Source organism: Candidatus Marifrigoribacter sp. Uisw_064 (assembly GCF_047730175.1).
Classification (GTDB): domain Bacteria; phylum Bacteroidota; class Bacteroidia; order Flavobacteriales; family Flavobacteriaceae; genus Marifrigoribacter.
Map to the genome: position 1 here is coordinate 1,002,844 of NZ_CP159833.1, position 17,949 is coordinate 1,020,792.

The window sequence follows — 17,949 nt, forward strand, 5'->3', positions numbered from 1 at the left end:
GCTTTGGAATATTATATTTCGTTTAACAATTTACTGATTTCATCCAGTTTTGGCGTTAAAATCACTTCGATTCTTCTATTTTTTGCTCTTCCTTCAAAAGAAGCATTAGAATCTATAGGAGCAAATTCACTACGTCCAGCAGCGGTCAAATTCTCTTTAATAATTTTTTGATTTGAACTTAATATAGTTACAATTGCTGTGGCACGTTTTGTTGAAAGATCCCAATTATCTTTTAAAGGGCCATTTCCTCCATAGGCAACATTATCTGTATGACCTTCAATTAACACTGCGATTTCTGGGTTTTTTGCTAGTACTTTACCTAACTGTAAAACAGCTTCTCTTCCTCTAGGGTTCACAGACCAGCTTCCACTTTCAAACAATAATTTATTTTCCATAGAAACATATACTTTTCCATCTCGATGTTCTACAGTTAAGCCATTGCCTTCAAAATTTGTAAGTGCTGCAGAAATAGCATCTTTTAAAGATTTCATTTTAGCATCTTTTGAAGCCAAGATACTTTCTAACTCTTCCACTCTTTTTGATCGGGAAGCTAAATCTTTCTTAAGTTGCTCTAAACGCTTGCTTTCTGCTACTAATTCTTTTTCCTTTTCTTCTAATTGTTCTAACAATTTTCTGTTGAGTTCAAGGTTTTCAGTAAGAGAAGAAGAACTATTTTCTTCTAAAGCATCATAGGAAGATTTTATTCTATCATAATTATTTTTGGAAGCCTCTAAGTCCATTTTAAGGCGACTATTTTCTGAAGTTAATTTTTCTACTTCTTTTTTAAGCTGGTTTATTGAATACTCATCTTTATCTCCTCCTTTATCGTCTAATTGGGACATTAGCGATTCATTTTCAGTTTTAAGATTGTCGTATTTGCCTTTTAAATCTTCATATATTTTTGAAGAAACACAAGAAGATAATAGTATGGATGTTAGTATTCCGAAGAAAAACTTTTTCATTATAATTTTAGATTTGGGACAATTAGAGTTTATTTTTTAAGATAATGAAAGCTCTACCATATGCGGGCAATGATCACTATGATGTGCTTCTGGTAATATAACGGCGCGTTTTATGTTTTCTTGTAAAGGTTTTGAAACCATGTTATAATCTATCCTCCAACCTTTATTATTAGCTCTCGAATTTGCGCGATAACTCCACCATGTATAATTATGAGGTTCTTTATTTAAATGCCTAAATGAATCGATAAATCCACTATCCATAAATTCGCCTATCCATTTTCTTTCTATTGGTAAAAACCCTGAAGAATTTTTATTGGAAACCGGATTATGTATATCGATGGCTTCATGACAGATATTATAATCTCCACATATTACTAGGTTTGGCAACTCTTTTTTTAAATTATTTACATAGTCTTGAAAAGCGGCCATGTATTTTAATTTAAAGTCAAGGCGTGCAATGTTGGTTCCACTAGGCAAGTATAAACTCATAATAGAAACCCCTTCAAAATCGATTCTAAGATTTCTTCCTTCAAAATCCATAGACTCGATTCCTGTACCATATTCTATATGGTTGGGTTTCTTTTTTGAAAAAATAGCCACTCCACTATATCCTTTTTTTTGAGCACTATACCAATAATGGTAAGGATAACCGGCAGCTACAATTGCAGAAACATCTACCTGTTCTTCCATCGCTTTTGTTTCCTGAAGACAAATAACATCAGGATTTGCTTGTTGAAGCCAATCAATAAACCCTTTTTTCATCGCAGCACGGATGCCATTTACGTTGTATGATATTATTTTCATTTGAATTGCCCGCGCAGGCGGGTATCTTTTATAAAATACTTTTAAAGCATTAGGTTAATAATAACACGAAAATAAGAAATAATCAAAAAGGAGATTCATTTTGGCACGACTCAATTCAGTTAAAATTTATATAATTTTACTCGAAAATTTGCTAAATGACTATTTTATAATGAGATTCCCATTTTCACGGGAATAGGATTGTATTTTTACTTCGTTAATTTTAAGAAAAATATTCAAAAAAAGTTCACAAAATAAACTAGCTTTTGTTAAGTTGTAGTAATGATGAAATTTACCATTTTTTTATTCATGTGTTTTATTGTCAGTTTTGGCTATGCGCAAGATATTTCATCAAATTATAAATCTAAGAATGTTGCGGTAAAGGATACTATTGTAATAGACTCAGTTAGTATACAACCTTCGCAGTTTCAAATTAAGGATAATAAAGGTACTGTAATTGATTCAACGAAGTATCGGGTAGATTTTAAAAAAGGAATTGTTATTCTTTCTGAAAAAACAAGAACGCGACATGATTCAATTACCATAAACTACCTAAGCTATCCTTCCTTTTTAACAAAAGAATACTTGGGTATAGATCCAAGTATTATTGTAGACAGTGATGGTTCTATTGATCGATTTTACTCTCTTCAGCAAGCTAACAATAAAAAAGTTTTTACTCCTTTTGAAGGGTTAAATACGGTAGGGAGTATTACGAGAGGAGTCACCGTTGGAAATAATCAAAATGCTGTTGTAAATTCTGAACTTGATTTACAAATTACAGGAAAGTTAAGTGATAAAGTCTCTATTAGAGCCTCCATTCAAGATGCAAATATTCCAACACAAGAAGGAGGGTATTCTCAAAGTTTAGATGAATTTGATCAGATTTTTATTGAACTTTTCAGTGATAATTGGAATATACGAGCGGGAGATGTTGAGCTTACAAACCAAAACAGTTCGTTTGCTAATTTCACAAAAAAAGTACAAGGAATTTCACTGAAAGGGTCTATAAATCATGACTCGGGCGCTAAAACTTCTGCGTTTGTATCTGGTGCTTTAGTGCGAGGAGTTTTTTCAAAAAGTGAGTTTTTGGGACAAGATGGAAACCAAGGTCCTTATAAATTAATTGGATCTAATGGTGAGTTATTTATTTTAATCGTTTCTGGCAGTGAACGTGTGTATGTAAATGGATTGCTTTTAGAACGAGGTGAAAATAAAGATTACGTAATTGATTATAATGCGGGTGAAATAAAATTTAATCCAACTTATCCTATCACAGCAAACATGAGAATTTCTGTTGAATATCAATTTACAGATCGAAATTACACTCGTTTTATTGGATATGGTGGAGGTAATTATACCAGTGATAAATTAGATATAGGAGTGTATGTATATTCTGAAAATGATGCTAAAAATCAACCGCTTCAACAAAATTTATCTGAAGAACAAGTAGATATATTACAAAATGCCGGAGATGACAATACTTTAATGAATGCACCTTCCGCTATTTTAGATACCTTTTCTGAAAATAAAATATTATATAAAAAAGAGATTGTTGAAGGTGTCGAAATTTTTAGTTTCTCTAACAATCCCGAAGATGAATTATACAATGTAAGATTTACTTTGGTTGGAAATGGCGCTGGTAATTATATGATAAGTACTGCGAATGCAATTAGTAGAATATTTGAATATATTGCCCCTATAAACGGTATTCCTCAAGGTAATTATGAACCCATTGTACGGTTAACTCCTCCTGAAAAAATACAAATTGCTGGGATTACAGGAACCTATCACCCTTCAGAAAAAACGAATGTTTCATTTGAGTTCTCTGGAAGTAAAAATGATTTGAACTTATTTTCCTCGATTGATGATCGTAATAATGATGGGTTTGCTGGAAAAATAAAGGCAAAACAAATAATTTTAAAACCTAATGACAGCACTAAACTAGATGCTTTTGTTTCCTTAGACATTATAAACAGAGATTTTAAAACTATAGAACGTTTATATTCTATCGAATTTAATCGAGATTGGAATCTTGAAAATCCATTAGGAAATCAACGATTTTTGATTGGAGGTTTAGAATATTCAGATGCTAAAAATGGAGCTATAACGTATGAATTTCAGAATTTAGAATTTTCAGAAAATTTTAAGGGAACCCGTCATGTTTTAAACTCTAACATTAGACTTTCAAAATTTAAAATTAATACCACAGGAAGTTTTTTAGAAAGCAAGGGTGATTTAATTGATTCAAAATTTATAAGAATTAATAATAATACCTCCTATTCTTTTAAGAAAAATTGGATTGGCGCTAAAATCAATGCTGAGGATAATCAAATTAAAACAATTGCAAATGATAGTTTAACGCCACAAAGTCAGCGATTTAATGCGTATGAAGTTTATACAGGCATTGGAGATAGCACCAAGGTTTTTGTAGAACTAGGGTATCAATATCGTGTTAATGACAGTGTTCGAAATACTTCCTTACAAAGAGTATCTACTTCTAATACGTTCTATTTAAAATCAAAATTAATTCAGACTAAGAGTTCACAACTTTCATTTTTTGCAAATTATAGAACGCTAAAAGATGAGTTTTTAGATGAAAATCAAAATGAATTACCTGATGAAGAGCAATTTTTAAATTCAAGATTATTATATAATCAAACTTTATTTAAAGGAGCCATTCGTTTAAATACGGTATTACAGACCAATAATGGAGTGATTCCTCAACAAGAATTCACATACATACAAGTAGAACCAGGTGCTGGTATTTATACTTGGAATGATTATAACAATAATGAAATACAAGAATTAGATGAATTTGAAATTGCACAATTTCAGGATGAAGCTGAATATGTGCGGATTTTACTACCCAATCAATTATTTATAAAAATTCGAGAAAATAAGTTTAGTCAGATCCTTACCCTTAACCCACAACAATGGTCTTCAAAAACAGGTTTTAAGAAGCTTTTATCGCACTTTTACAACCAAACCTCCTATGTGCTTGATCGAAAAATAAAACAGCAGAACGATAGTTTTTCTATCAATCCATTTGAAGAGGGTGGTGAAGATGAGTTGGGGTTAAATTTAAACTTTAGAAATGCGTTATTTTTTAATAGAGGGAAGCAAAAATACACTACTAGCTATACCTATGTTTCCTCCTCTAGCAGAAATTTATTATCTGTTGGCTTATTAGAGAATAAAATTAAAAATCATCAATTAAATTTTACTCATAAAATTTGGGAAACTTGGCTGGCAAATTTAAAAAGCACTATAGGTACTAATGAAAGTATTTCTGAAAATTTTGAAAATAGAAATTACAAATTAGAGGTAAATAACATTGCTCCTAAAATTTCTTATATATTAAATTCTCAAACAAAATTTGATATGTTTTATCAATTGCTCAACAAAGAAAATACGCTTGGAGAGAAGGAACAATTAGAACAACAAAAATTAGGGGTTTCCTTTTCGTATTCAAGGGCTCAAAAGCTATCTGTTAATGGTGAATTTAATTATATAGATAATGCTTTTACTGGCTCCGCATTTTCACCAGTAGCCTATCAAATATTAGAAGGTTTACAACCGGGTGTTAATTTTACATGGCGCTTATTATTTCAGAAAAAAATCACTAAATATTTAGACGCTAACCTTTCTTACTTCGGAAGAAAAAGTAAAAACTCTTCTACCATTCATTCAGGTAGTATTCAATTAAAAGCATATTTCTAAAAAATAAAAAGCCCTCATTTTCATGAGGGCTTTAAAATATTTATAATTCTAGTCTAAACTTATTTTACAATAATTTTAGCTGATTTATAAGTGTTAGAATCTTGATCTCCTATTTTGATTAAGTAAACTCCACTTGCAGCATAAGACATATCTAAGTCATAGTTATAACTAGCTCCCTCTTTTTGAAGGTTATTAAAAGCTAATGTACGACCTAATATATCATAAATAGCGATTGAAGCTATACCATCAAACTCAGTAGTTAAAGAAATACCGAACTGCTTGTTTGGTAATGTTGTAACGATTAAGCTTCCTTGAGTAATTGAAAGATCTTCAACACTTAAACTACCAACATTAGCAGTATAATCTTCCGTTTCACCATATTGAGTTTCCTCACATGCATCATTAGGAACATCAGCTTGCCAGTTAGATTTAAATCTCATTCTATGAGCTCCTTCAGTAACTCCAGAAGGAACAACTAAATCTAAAGTTTCAGTAAAAACACCCGCAGCTTCACCTGGAGCAATTATAAAGTTAGGAACAACTATTTCACTAGTTTCAAAATTTCCATCGTCATTAAAATCAATCCAACCTTTAACATTTTGATCACCGTATCCAGTTGTAAATGTAACACTGTAAGTATTTCCTGGATTTAAAGTAGCTTCTTGGTCTGTAAAATCAGCATACCCTTCACAACCTGAAGTATTGTTAATTTCTTCTACAGAAACTAAAGTGAAACCATCACCAAATGAACAATCAGCTCCTGGATCACAGTAAATAACTCCATTTGTAACAGTTTTACAAAATTCGTCATTAGCACCATTAGAGTCTCCACCTAAATTAGTTTGAGCACAAATTACATAATCCCCAGCAGCAGATAAATCTGCAGTTGTAGTAAATGTAAATGATTCAGTAGTTTCAGCTGAAAGGGTACTTCCAAGGTTTTGTGTTACTGCAGCTCCTCCATTAATAGTATATTGTATTTGTGGATCAGAGATATCATTAATCCCATAGTTTCTTACAGATACCGTAATAGTTTCAGAATTTGTTAAAAGACCAGTTACTGGAGAAGTAATGTTTGTAACTCCAATATCGTTAGTAGTTGTATTTGGCTCTAATTGGAAAGCACCAACTACACCTTTTCTTCCACTATTAAAATATTCATTGATGAACCAGAAAGTTGCATCATCTGAAGGGTCAATATCAATTTTACTATAATCTCCATAACGAGTACTTGGAATATTAGCATTACCTGCAGAAATTAATTCTTCATTTACAGTCATAGTTCCTAATGGATCACCATCAAATCTACCTGTATAATAAGAACTAATTCTTACTGTAGTAGGAGTTGTAGGTCCAGACATAGAAGTATATCCCATCCCTATATTACCACTTCCATCCATAATCATACTAGCATGCCATGCATGTCTTCCATCTGGTGCTACATAAGTACCTTCTTGGTATAATGACCAAGCCGTGTTATCTGCAGCTTGACGGAATTCCATCCAACGTACACCTGCTAATTCACCTCCACCAGCATCTGTATCAACTACAAAGTTGAAGATAGCTGAGTTATGACCAGCAAATTTTCTAAATTGAGCTTGATTCATAATAGTTGCTTGTAAAGCATCAACTGAAGTTCCTCCAGTTGGTTGCGCTAAGTTTACAAAACTACCACCATCAAATACAGAGATAAATGGAGTTAAAGGAACTTCTTGTGCAGCAGAAATAGTAGAGTTTCCTGGAGTTCCCCAATCCATATCTACTGTCCATAATTTCATATGATCGGTTGTAACACCACCCCATGCATCATCTTGCATGTACATAATAATAGCACCACCTGCAGCAGGCATATTATCATCACTTACGTTAAGTGCTTGTGCACTATTAAATCCACTTGTAACAATTCCTGGCAAAGTAAAGCCTTGTAATCCAGCAGAATTTCCAGCAATCATAGCGTCTCTTTCAAGAACCCATAGTTTAGTTGAACTTGCATTATCTGTTATATAATACCCATCACTCCAAACAGAAAGTTTTTGGTAATCATTAATAGCGGCAACATTGTATACGTTCCAACCATCATTAATTGGATCAGGTCCATCTGATATAGCAACTTGTGCTCCACCACCTAAGAAAGAAACTACCCATCTGTCGGCAGCTTGATCATAAGATACTGTAAGGTCACAACATCCACTTGAAGGGAAAATTGCTGGATTAGGAGAAGTTTGTCCTAATAATTGAGCTCCTGATTTGTCATAAATAGTAAATCCTGTATTAAATACAACAAACACGTGGTTTGGTCCAATTGCAACAGATGGATCTGTTGGTTGTGAGTTTGATGTATAAGCATCAAAAACAACTGATGGAGGATTGCTAAAGAAAGATCCTTTAGAAGGATGTGGGTTGCTAGCTAAATAATCATCTTCTGTTTGACTATCCTTACCAATTACAACTTGGTTTCCTAATGATCTTCTGTCTAATGCTTCTGTATTTTTATCCACCGCTGGGGTGATTTCATTCATTCTAGAAGCAATTGAAGGCACATATACCATATCAGTAATTGTACTGCTGTGATGCGCTTTCGTTACAACGTTTGGCGTAATGTCTTTTTGTGCAGTAGCAGTAAATGTAAATACTGCAAAACACAATAAGAGAAAATAATTTTTTAAATTCATTAGTTTAAATTTTAGTTTAACAATTTTTTGAGTGTCTCCAAAAATACTATCTATAATTGAAAAATACAAGCATTTATTTAACAAAAATAATAGTTTAACGTAGCTTTTTCTGAAAAATTACTGATATAAACCCCGTAAAATCAGTCAGAATACTCTTTTTAGTTTAATTAGAATCATTAATTTAACGAGATAAATTTATATTTTTAATTCAACATGGGCATAAAGCGGCACATTATTTGTAATTTTCAACATCGAAAACAATTAAATAAAAACTATGTTCCTTATTAAATCAACACTAACTTTATTTTCTGTGCTATTAATTGCTTGTTCATCAACAAATAAGGCTGCTTCGGAAGAAAAAAACATAACAAATACAAAAGAAGTCGAAATGAAAAATTCTGAAATGATTGCCGCTGGATTTTCAATGGCAGTAATTGTTGAATCTAAAGAAGAAGGTGATTGCCCTTTTACATTAAAAATGAAAAACAAGGATAATGAATATTACCTTGACCCAATAAACATGACAGACGAGTTTAAAAAGAATGGAGAAAAAGTTTGGGTAAAATTTTCTGGCTTACGAAGAATGAATCGTTGCATAAAAGCCAATCCCGTTAGCATTAACGGAATTGAAAAAAGAATAGAATAATAATTTCTTAACTATATTTAAAAAGGCTTCATTTAAATGAAGCCTTTTTTTTATTTAATTAACCTAACCAAGATTGATAGGATATACTTTCTTTTATTTTATTTCCTATTTCTGAAATAGCTATTCTTTCTTGCGTCATTGTATCTCGATAACGTATGGTCACAGTATCATCTTCTTTTGATTGATGATCTACCGTAATACAAAACGGTGTTCCATTTGCATCTTGACGTCGGTACCTTTTTCCAACAGCATCCTTTTCATCATAAATAACATTATAATCCCACTTTAAATCTTCAATGATTTTCTTTGCGATATCTGGCAGCCCATCCTTTTTAACTAATGGAAAAATAGCTGCTTTAGTTGGCGCTAATATAGAAGGAAGTTTTAATACAACTCTTGAACTTCCATCTTCTAAGGTTTCTTCTTGAAGCGAATTACTAAAAACAGCTAAGAACATACGATCTAAACCTATGGATGTTTCAACAACATAAGGGACATAGTTTTTATTTAATTCTGGATCAAAAAATTGAAGTTTCTTCCCTGAATGTTCTTCGTGTGCTTTTAAATCGAAATCGGTTCGCGAATGAATTCCTTCCAATTCTTTAAATCCGAATGGGAAGTTAAACTCTATATCAGTAGCTGCATTTGCATAATGCGCTAATTTTTCATGGTCATGAAAACGATAATTTTCTTCCCCTAATCCTAATGATTTATGCCAGTTTAAACGAGTTTCTTTCCAGTATTCATACCATTTCATTTCTTCTCCTGGTCGCACAAAAAATTGCATTTCCATTTGTTCAAACTCACGCATTCTGAAGATAAACTGTCTTGCAACAATTTCATTTCTAAAAGCTTTTCCTGTTTGTGCAATTCCAAAAGGAATTTTCATTCTTCCTGTTTTTTGCACATTAGAAAAGTTAACAAAAATACCTTGAGCTGTTTCAGGACGTAAATATAAATCCATCGCACTTTCGGCAGATGCTCCTAGTTTTGTTCCGAACATTAAATTAAACTGACGAACATCGGTCCAATTTTTAGAACCGGTATCTGGATCTGCAATCCCAAGTTCTTCAATCAATGCTTTAACATCGGCTAAATCTTCATTATCTAAAGATTTTGCCATGCGCTCTAAAATTTCTTTTTGTTTGTTTTTATACCCAATAACTCTTCCATTGGTTGTTACAAACTCTTCTTCATTAAAGCTTTCCCCAAAACGTTTTTTAGCTTTATCAATTTCTTTTTGCGCCTTCTTATTTATTTTTTCGCAATAATCTTCGATTAAAACATCAGCACGATATCTCTTTTTAGAATCTTTATTATCTATTAAAGGATCACTAAACGCATCAACATGCCCTGAAGCTTCCCAAGTTTTAGGATGCATTAATATTGCGGAGTCAAGCCCCACAATATTTTGATGCATGTACACCATGCTTCTCCACCAATATTCTCTAATATTCTTTTTTAACTCAACACCGTTTTGTGCATAATCATACACTGCACTAAGTCCGTCGTAAATTTCACTAGAAGCAAAAATGTAACCGTATTCTTTTGCGTGTGATATTACTTTTTTAAATTTATCTTCGTTTGCCATAGCGCAAAAATAAAAAAACCGTTACGATAACCTCGTAACGGTTTCAATTATTTATATAGTTTTATTATTTTAATTCCATTGTAGTGGTTGCAACTTGAGTAGAACCGTCAAAAACATTAATTCTATAAGTTCCTTCTACTAAGTCTGCTTCTGCTGCATTTACTAAAATACATACATCTAGCTCATCATTTTCGTAAAAAACTTTCGTTGATTCACTATAGTTTAAAGTACCGTCTTCAAATTCCATGACTGCTTTTTTTCCTAATAAATTATTTTTAGGATTAATTACTTGTACAAATAATAAACGATCTCCCTTTTCAGCAATAGGATTTGGTGTAAGCGTAAAACAAGCTCTTATTTTATCTGTACGACTTGATCTTTGGGTTTCCACTAATTTTCCGCTTTTACGAACGATTACTGCAGAACCTATTAAATCAAGAGTCTTCACTATAGATCCAATTTTGATGGTTTCAGCAAGGGCTTGGTTTTCTTCAGTAACAGAATCTACTACGCGTATTGTTTCACCTAGTACAGAAATAGTGCTATCTCTTTCAATAGCTAATGTTTGATTTGCAGCAATTAAACTGTCTGCTTTTCTAAACATTAATTTACGTTCTGTTTTTAACTTACCAATCTCAATTTTATACCTTCTAATTAACTGAACGTTTGCTTCAGAATTTTTCACAGAGTCTAATAATACAACGATACGTTGTTTAGCTTCTATTATGCTATTGTCTTTAAGCTCATTGTCTTGTATAATCTCATCATAATTAACAATTAACTCTTCTAATTCGGTTTCAATATCTGCTTTTTGACTTATTAAAGTTGTTTCCGTATTTTGACTTGTATTGTACAGTCTAAAGGTATACACAGACAAGACAATCAATAAAACGGATAGAATCCCTAAAAGGACTTTAAATTTTGTGTTATTGTTTTCAGTACTCATGGTTGTTGGTTTTTGTTAATTTAGGTTGGGGGTATTATTTAGTGCCTGGTCGGAAACACTATGTAACAATCTATAACGTCTTCAAAGATGAAAATAATATAATTAATGTGAAAATTTTAATGCTACAGCAAAAGTAAAATAAATAAAACCTGTAGCACTTAAAAAGAGAAGGAAATTCAATACCTTAGCTAATACTCCTTAGAACTCCCCTCCAACCAAGAGCAAATCATGCTTAATATACTATTCCCAAAAATTTGTAATGGGTGTAAAACAATTCTTTTATCTTCTGAAAATGTTATTTGTACTTCTTGTAGGCATTCCTTACCCTTAGCTTGTCATCATAAAAATAACAGTCTAGATTTAAAACATTTTTTTTATGGGAAATTTCGAATAGAATTAGCTACTTCCTTGTTGAAATTTCAGAAAAAAGGTATCACACAAGAGATATTACATAATTTAAAGTATAGAAAACAAAAACAAATAAGTTCATTTTTTGGCGCCTGGCTAGGTGCTGAATTAGCTGAAATCGAGGCTTATAAAACAATTGATATTGTGATTCCTGTTCCTTTGCATAAGCAAAAATTAAAATCAAGAGGTTATAATCAAGTGGAAGGATTTGGTAAAGAAATTGCCAGCGCTTTACAGGTTCCATATCGAGATGATGTTCTTATTAAAATTAATAAAACTGAAACTCAAGTTTTTAAACAACGATTTAAACGATTTCAGAATACAAATGAAACCAATCAAATTTTTTCTATTGCAAATCAAGATGTTATAAAAAACAAACATATTTTACTAGTAGATGACATTGTAACTACAGGAGCTACTTTAGAAAATTGCGCTATACAATTACTGAACAATACGAATGCAAAATTGAGTATTGCAACCATTGCAATTGCTTGATGTGAATCTCTAAAATTTATCTATTTTTGTAGAATGAAAAAACACCGTTTACTGTATCTTCCCATTGCTTTTATTTTTATGCTTTCATTTGTGGACTGTGCAAAACGTGGTAGACCTAATGGTGGTCTTAAAGATAGTATCCCTCCAGTGATTGTAAAAAGTAACCCAGAAAACTTTAGCACAAATTTTAAAGGTGATGAAATAAGAATCTACTTTGATGAATATATTAAATTTCAAGACCTTAATAAGCAACTTATTATTTCTCCTCCTTTAGATTATGCTCCTACCATTACTCCTTTAAGTACTTCTAAATATATAAAAATTAAAATATTAGATACCTTAAGAGAAAATACAACCTACTCCATTAATTTTGGAAAAAGCATCCTAGATAATAATGAAGGAAATGAATATGATTATTATAAATATGTTTTTTCTACGGGCGATTATATCGATAGTTTAAAGGTAAAAGGAACGATAAAAGACAGCAAGCTCATAACATTAGAAAGTCCTATTTCTGTAATGTTGTATGAAGTTACTGAAGAATATAATGACTCCCTCATTTATTCTGAAAAACCCATGTATATAACTACGGTAAAGGATAGCACAGATACATTCGAACTCTCTAATTTAAAAGAAGGGACGTATAAATTAATAGCATTAAAGGAAGATAATTCAGATTACATTTTTCAGTCCGATAAAGATAAAATTGGGTTTTTAAATGAAATAATTACATTACCAACAGATAGTTTATACATCCTTACCTTATTTAAAGAAACTTTAGAATATAATATGTCTAGGCCCAAACATGAATCTAAAAATCACATCCTATTTGGCTATGAAGGAAATGCAGATAGTTTACAATTAGAACTCATTACTCCTGTTGTTTCAGATTTTACTTTTAAACAATTTAAAGACAGACAGAGAGACTCGATTCATTATTGGTTTAAACCTGATTTAGAAATTGATACACTTCAATTTATAGCAAGAAGTCTATCTGAAATTGATACTCTAACTGTAAAATTAAGAGATCTATATAAAGATTCTTTAAAAGTTACTGTTGAAAGTAAACCGTTTTTAAAACTGAAAGATTCTGTTAAAATATTTTCAAACACACCATTAGTTGATGTTAATGCTGAATTTATTTCTATTATAGACAAAGACTCTATTTCTATTCCTGTTTCAGCTATCCTTCAACCAAAAGATTATACAGCAGCTCTTATTTTTGAAAAAACAGAAAGTCAGACCTATAATGTTACTATTTTTCCAGGCGCATTTACTGATTTTTATGAAGCTGTAAATGACACCATCAATTATAGAGGTTCAACAAAAGCTATTTCAGATTATGGAAGTTTAACAATGAATCTAGAAAATGTAAAAAGTTACCCTATCATAGTTGAATTAGTAGATCAAAACTATAAATTGATTGAAAAAGAATATATTACAGAAACAAAAGAAATTGCTTTTACAACACTAATCCCTGGTAAATATTATGTTCGAATTATTTACGATGAAAATAAAAATGGTCTGTGGGATACTGGTAGTTTTCTTGAAAACAAACAACCTGAAACAATTATTTATTACCCTTCCATTCTAGATGTTCGTGGTAATTGGGACCTTGTTGAAACGTTTAACTTAAAGTAAAATCATCTTTATCATTTAAAAACTGAAGATGCCTCCTGTTTGTTTCAATTTCATTTTTTTGAAGTGAAATAGTTTCAATAAATTCATGTTCAAAATCTTTTGTCGAAACTTGTTCTCCTAATAAATCATAGACAGCAGAATGTCCCACATATGGATGTCCATTTCCGTCTTCTCCTGTTCTATTGAGACCAATACAGTATGCCATGTTTTCTATAGCTCTTGCTTTTAATAGTGCGTCCCATGCAGCAATGCGTTTTTCAGGCCAATTAGCCACATATAATAATACATCATAATTCATTGTGTTTCTTGCCCAAACTGGAAATCTCAAATCGTAACATATTAAAGGGCATATTTTCCAACCTTTATACATCACAATTACTTGATCGTTTCCTCGGGCAAAAGTTTTATGTTCTCCGGCCAAAGTAAAAGTATGTCGTTTATTATACGTTGTATAGTTTCCGTCGGGAAACACAAAAAATAATCGGTTATAGTAACACCCGTTTTCAGAAATAATTAAACTCCCTGTAATTGCAGTATGGTGTTTTTTTGCTTCGGAAATCATCCAAGAAACAGAAGCGCCTGTTTCATCTTCGGCTAAAGCTTTAGCATTCATCGTAAATCCGGTAGTAAACATTTCGGGAAGAACGATAAGGTCTGTTGCCTCAGAAATGCTTGCGATTTTTTCAGAAAAAATCATCCGATTAGCATTTGGGTTTTCCCAAACTAGATCTGATTGGATCATCGTAATTTTTAATTCTTCTTGCATCGAGTAAAAATAGTTAAAACTATTTAGTATTTCTACAAGGTTGTTTATCTTTGAAATTAAACTATTTAGCTATGAAATTCATAAAAATTCTTATACTATTTATTGCCTTTCAAGTATCAGCTCAACAAGGTGGAATGTGGATTCCTTCTTTATTAGAAGGAATGAACGAACAAGAAATGCAGTCGCTAGGGAGTACCTTATCAGCTAAAGATATTTACGACGTAAATAATTCAAGTTTAAAAGATGCAATTGGTCATTTTAATGGAGGTTGCACTAGTGAAGTTATTTCTGATAAAGGATTAATTTTAACGAATCATCACTGTGGATTTAGTCAAATACAATCTCATTCATCTGTTGAAAATGACTATATCACAAATGGTTTTTGGGCAAAAAATTTCAAGGAAGAGCTTCCAAATGAAGGATTATATATCGACTTTATTGTTCGTATCGAAGATGTAACTGCTAGGGTATTAGCTGACGTTACAGATACAATGACTGAAAAAGAAAAGCAATCAAAAATAGATAGCACTAGTAATCAAATAAATAAATCTGCTAAAAAGGAAGCATGGCAAGGATCTAAAATAAAAGCCTTTTTTAAAGGAAATCAATATTTCTTATTTATTACGGAAACCTTTAATGATATAAGATTAGTAGGAGCTCCTCCAGTAAGTATTGGTAAATTTGGTAGTGACACCGACAATTGGGTTTGGCCAAGACATACAGGTGATTTCTCTTTGTTTAGAATTTATGCTGATAAAAATAACCGTCCTGCTTCTTATTCAAAAGACAATGTCCCATATGCTCCTAAACATTTCTTACCAATTTCATTAGATGGAATCACAGAAGGAGATTTTACATTAGTATTTGGTTTTCCTGGAAGAACCAACGAATATCTTCCTGCTATAGCCATTGAGCAGATTACACAAAAAGTAAATCCGAGTAGAATCGCTATTCGTGAAGCTACATTAAATGTGATGGATGCTGAAATGAAAAAAGACAACAAAACAAGAATTCAATATGCTTCAAAACAAGCAAGAATTGCTAACGCTTGGAAAAAATGGATTGGCGAAAATCTTGGAATAGAAAAAAGTAATGCAATTGGAAAAAAGAGAGATTTCGAAAGTCAGTTTCAGAAACTTGTAAAGCAAAAAGGGCTTGAAAAGCAATATGGCTCACTATTATCGGACTTCGAAAAATTATATAATGATTTTGAATCTGTTAATGTAAAAAGAAACAATTTCTTAGAAGTGTTTATAAGAAATAATGAATTGATGCATATGATGTTTCGATTATACCAAATGGAAAATGCTTATCAAAAAGGAGATGCCTCCTTTAACAAAGCAAAAGAAAGCACCATTACAAGACTAAAAGGAATTCATAAAAATTATAATGCAAGCTTGGATAAAAATGTTTTTGAAGCGATTATGCCTTTGTACTCAAAAAATATAAATGCTTCTATTTATGATAAAACACAATTTACGAACCTTGATTCTGCTTTAGAATTACTAAAAGGAGAACCAAAAAAAGTAATAAAAAAATTGAATAATGATGCCGCTTTTGTATATGCTAAACCCTTTTTTGATGAGCTTTATAATTCAATAGACCCACAATTTCAAAGTATAAATTCTGAAATTAATGCACTTCAGAAAATATACATGAAAGCATTAATGGAAGTAATGCCAGAGGAACGTTATTTCCCAGATGCCAATAGTACTTTAAGAGTAACTTACGGTCAAGTAAAAGGATATGCTCCAAGGGATGCTGTGTATTATAACCCTGTTACTTATTTAGATGGTATTATTGAAAAATACATCCCTGGCGATTACGAATTTGATGTGCCGCAAAAATTACAAGACCTATATAAAGCAAAGGATTATGGACAATATGCTGACACCAATGGTAAGCTTCCAATTTGCTTTTTAGGAACTAATCATACTTCTGGAGGAAATTCAGGAAGTCCAGCAATTGATGCACATGGAAACCTCGTTGGTTTAAATTTTGATAGAGTTTGGGAAGGAACCATGAGTGACATGAATTACGACCCAGAAATCTGTAGAAATATTATGGTCGATTTACGATATGTACTATTTATTATTGATAAATATGCGGGAGCAGATCATTTAATTAAAGAAATGAAATTGGTTCACCCAAAGCGTAAATAGTCTAAATACTATTTAAAATTTTTGCTGCAGCGTTTAAGGTCTCTTCCGTTTTAGCAAAACATATTCTTACTTGTTTAAAGTCTTCTTGGTTTGCATTAAAAACTGAAGTAGGTATTGTTGCAAGCTTATTTACTTTGGCTAATCTTTCAGAAAAAACTAAATCACTTTCATCTGTGACCTTACTATAATCCAATAACTGAAAATACGTGCCATCAGACGGTATTACTTTAAACCTAGAATCCTTTATCAAGTTTAAAAAATAATCTCTTTTTTGCTGATAAAAAGACGAAAGCCCTAGGTAATGTTCTTCCGTTTTCAAATAGGTAGCTAAAGCTCTTTGCATTGGGTGATTAACAGAAAACACATTGTATTGGTGAACTTTTTGAAACTCAATCATTAAATTTTCAGGAGCTAAACAATATCCTAATTTCCAGCCTGTATTATGAAATGTTTTTCCGAAGGAAGCGGTAATAAATGTACGTTTTGAAAGTTCTGGAAACTTTGCAGCACTTTGATGAATATTTCCATCAAAAATAATGTGTTCATACACTTCATCACTTAATACCAATAAATCATGTTTTTCAGCTAAACTCTGTAACTGAAGCATATCTTCTTCCAAAAGAAGTCTTCCACTAGGATTGTGAGGAGAGTTAATTATAATCATTTTAGTTTTGTTGGTAATCTTTTCTGAAACTTCTTCCCAATTAGGAGAAAACAAAGGTGCTTTTAACTGAACAGGAATTATTTTTCCTCCAAACAATTCAATTGAAGGACCATAACAATCATACGCTGGTGTAAAAATAATGACCTCATCTCCAGAATTAATTACCGCAGAGATTACAGTGAAAATAGCTTGGGTAGCCCCCGCTGTAATAGTTATTTCAGTAGCTGGGTTATACTCTTTTTGATGTGAGTTTTTGACTTTATTAGATAGTTCAACACGCAAACCTAAATCTCCTTGCATAGGTGCATACTGGTTATAACCTTGCTTCATTGCTTGATTAACCAATTCTAATAAATAAGGATCGCTTTTAAAATTGGGATATCCTTGAGATAGGTTGAGAGCATTAAAATCATTTGCCATTTTACTCATTACAGCAAAAATAGAAGTGGTAACATTTGGGAGTTTTGATATCATC

General features: G+C 31.8%; 12 protein-coding genes. 5 read left to right on the forward strand and 7 right to left on the reverse strand.

The features are described from left to right. Positions 1-11: 11 nt before the first annotated feature. On the reverse strand, positions 12-962 hold the full coding sequence (locus ABXT64_RS04475) for an OmpA family protein (RefSeq protein WP_443634270.1): 951 nt from the start codon (positions 960-962) through the stop codon (positions 12-14). Between the two features lie 36 nt (positions 963-998). Continuing rightward, a complete protein-coding gene (locus tag ABXT64_RS04480; RefSeq protein WP_443634271.1) occupies positions 999-1,766 on the reverse strand; it encodes an exodeoxyribonuclease III in 768 nt (255 codons plus the stop codon). Positions 1,767-2,045: 279 nt separating this feature from the next. Between ABXT64_RS04480 and ABXT64_RS04485 the strand changes: the two genes are divergently transcribed. After that, the gene (locus ABXT64_RS04485; RefSeq protein WP_443634273.1) at positions 2,046-5,483 is read left to right on the forward strand and encodes a hypothetical protein; all 3,438 of its coding nucleotides are present in this window, start codon (positions 2,046-2,048) and stop codon (positions 5,481-5,483) included. Between the two features lie 59 nt (positions 5,484-5,542). Here ABXT64_RS04485 and ABXT64_RS04490 read toward each other — a convergent pair whose 3' ends face one another. Beyond that, entirely contained in the window at positions 5,543-8,155 is a 2,613-nt protein-coding gene (locus tag ABXT64_RS04490) for a GEVED domain-containing protein (protein WP_443634274.1), read from the reverse strand. A 274-nt stretch (positions 8,156-8,429) separates the two neighbouring features. Here ABXT64_RS04490 and ABXT64_RS04495 point away from each other — a divergent pair, with 274 nt between their 5' ends. Continuing rightward, positions 8,430-8,801, forward strand: coding sequence for a hypothetical protein (locus tag ABXT64_RS04495; RefSeq protein WP_443634275.1), 372 nt, complete (start codon positions 8,430-8,432; stop codon positions 8,799-8,801). A 58-nt stretch (positions 8,802-8,859) separates the two neighbouring features. On the opposite strand, the gene ABXT64_RS04500 is transcribed toward ABXT64_RS04495, so the two are convergent. Both ABXT64_RS04500 and ABXT64_RS04505 read right to left on the reverse strand, forming a co-directional pair. Then, the gene (locus ABXT64_RS04500; protein ID WP_443634277.1) at positions 8,860-10,392 is read right to left on the reverse strand and encodes a glycine--tRNA ligase; all 1,533 of its coding nucleotides are present in this window, start codon (positions 10,390-10,392) and stop codon (positions 8,860-8,862) included. A gap of 64 nt (positions 10,393-10,456) precedes the next feature. Beyond that, complete coding sequence (locus ABXT64_RS04505) at positions 10,457-11,338, reverse strand: hypothetical protein (RefSeq protein WP_443634278.1); 882 nt, start codon at positions 11,336-11,338, stop codon at positions 10,457-10,459. A 228-nt stretch (positions 11,339-11,566) separates the two neighbouring features. Between ABXT64_RS04505 and ABXT64_RS04510 the strand changes: the two genes are divergently transcribed. Next, positions 11,567-12,241, forward strand: a complete 675-nt coding sequence (locus ABXT64_RS04510) for a ComF family protein (protein WP_443634280.1) — start codon at positions 11,567-11,569, stop codon at positions 12,239-12,241. 33 nt (positions 12,242-12,274) lie between these two features. Continuing rightward, the gene (locus tag ABXT64_RS04515; RefSeq protein WP_443634281.1) at positions 12,275-13,882 is read left to right on the forward strand and encodes an Ig-like domain-containing protein; all 1,608 of its coding nucleotides are present in this window, start codon (positions 12,275-12,277) and stop codon (positions 13,880-13,882) included. Here ABXT64_RS04515 and ABXT64_RS04520 read toward each other — a convergent pair. Beyond that, the gene (locus ABXT64_RS04520; RefSeq protein ID WP_443634282.1) at positions 13,869-14,648 is read right to left on the reverse strand and encodes an amidohydrolase; all 780 of its coding nucleotides are present in this window, start codon (positions 14,646-14,648) and stop codon (positions 13,869-13,871) included. The genes ABXT64_RS04515 and ABXT64_RS04520 overlap by 14 nt on opposite strands. Before the next feature lie 71 nt (positions 14,649-14,719). On the opposite strand from ABXT64_RS04520, the gene ABXT64_RS04525 reads away from it, so the two are divergent. Further along, positions 14,720-16,810 (forward strand): S46 family peptidase, encoded by a 2,091-nt coding sequence (locus ABXT64_RS04525; RefSeq protein ID WP_443634283.1) that lies wholly within the window; start codon positions 14,720-14,722, stop codon positions 16,808-16,810. A 1-nt stretch (position 16,811) separates the two neighbouring features. On the opposite strand, the gene ABXT64_RS04530 is transcribed toward ABXT64_RS04525, so the two are convergent. Continuing rightward, the gene (locus ABXT64_RS04530) at positions 16,812-17,948 is read right to left on the reverse strand and encodes a methionine aminotransferase (protein WP_443634285.1); all 1,137 of its coding nucleotides are present in this window, start codon (positions 17,946-17,948) and stop codon (positions 16,812-16,814) included. Between the last annotated feature and the right edge of the window lies 1 nt (position 17,949).

What these genes read in the sequence shown, in the direction of transcription:
- ABXT64_RS04475 (WP_443634270.1), bottom strand. Translation starts at nt 962, where the DNA reads ATGAAAAAGTTTTTCTTCGGAATACTAACATCCATACTATTATCTTCT.
- ABXT64_RS04480 (WP_443634271.1), bottom strand. Translation starts at nt 1,766, where the DNA reads ATGAAAATAATATCATACAACGTAAATGGCATCCGTGCTGCGATGAAA.
- ABXT64_RS04485 (WP_443634273.1), top strand. Translation starts at nt 2,046, where the DNA reads ATGATGAAATTTACCATTTTTTTATTCATGTGTTTTATTGTCAGTTTT.
- ABXT64_RS04490 (WP_443634274.1), bottom strand. Translation starts at nt 8,155, where the DNA reads ATGAATTTAAAAAATTATTTTCTCTTATTGTGTTTTGCAGTATTTACA.
- ABXT64_RS04495 (WP_443634275.1), top strand. Translation starts at nt 8,430, where the DNA reads ATGTTCCTTATTAAATCAACACTAACTTTATTTTCTGTGCTATTAATT.
- ABXT64_RS04500 (WP_443634277.1), bottom strand. Translation starts at nt 10,392, where the DNA reads ATGGCAAACGAAGATAAATTTAAAAAAGTAATATCACACGCAAAAGAA.
- ABXT64_RS04505 (WP_443634278.1), bottom strand. Translation starts at nt 11,338, where the DNA reads ATGAGTACTGAAAACAATAACACAAAATTTAAAGTCCTTTTAGGGATT.
- ABXT64_RS04510 (WP_443634280.1), top strand. Translation starts at nt 11,567, where the DNA reads ATGCTTAATATACTATTCCCAAAAATTTGTAATGGGTGTAAAACAATT.
- ABXT64_RS04515 (WP_443634281.1), top strand. Translation starts at nt 12,275, where the DNA reads ATGAAAAAACACCGTTTACTGTATCTTCCCATTGCTTTTATTTTTATG.
- ABXT64_RS04520 (WP_443634282.1), bottom strand. Translation starts at nt 14,648, where the DNA reads ATGCAAGAAGAATTAAAAATTACGATGATCCAATCAGATCTAGTTTGG.
- ABXT64_RS04525 (WP_443634283.1), top strand. Translation starts at nt 14,720, where the DNA reads ATGAAATTCATAAAAATTCTTATACTATTTATTGCCTTTCAAGTATCA.
- ABXT64_RS04530 (WP_443634285.1), bottom strand. Translation starts at nt 17,948, where the DNA reads ATGATATCAAAACTCCCAAATGTTACCACTTCTATTTTTGCTGTAATG.